Origin of the sequence: Mesorhizobium sp. M1C.F.Ca.ET.210.01.1.1, assembly GCF_004791585.1 — a bacterium.
GTDB lineage: Bacteria > Pseudomonadota > Alphaproteobacteria > Rhizobiales > Rhizobiaceae > Mesorhizobium.
Window position 1 is genome coordinate 1 of the sequence record NZ_SRUU01000121.1, and the last position, 402, is coordinate 402.

Genomic DNA, 402 nt, shown 5'->3' on the forward strand with positions numbered 1-402 from the left:
GCCGCAGCAGACGACGGCAGCCGGGCCGCCGGTGCAAGCTGCCGCCGATGGCGCAGCGCCCGCGGCATCGCCGGTCGGCGGATCGCCCGCCACGGCGCAGGCGCCCGCCGCACAGCCAGGATCCACGCGCGCCGGGGCAGCCGGCATCCTCGCTTTGATCGCCCTGGCGCTCGGCTCGCTCACCGCTTGGGCCACTTATCTTCCCTGCAATCTCTTCGGAGTGCTCTGCCAATGATTGCCGTCATTATCCGCATCGCGCTGCGCTATCTCGCCGCCGCCCTTGTCGCCCGCGGCTTGTTCGGCGCGGACGACGCATCCGCATTCTCATCCGACCCGGACATCCAAAAGGCGATCGAGGCGGGCATCGGCTTCGCCATCGCTGGCGCAACGGAGTGGTGGCAC

At 70.4% G+C, this 402-nt stretch carries 1 pseudogene; it reads left to right on the forward strand.

What is annotated here, in order from left to right:
• A pseudogene (locus tag EN853_RS34420) lies at positions 1-235 on the forward strand (hypothetical protein); the annotation flags it as partial.
• Positions 236-402 lie beyond the last annotated feature (167 nt).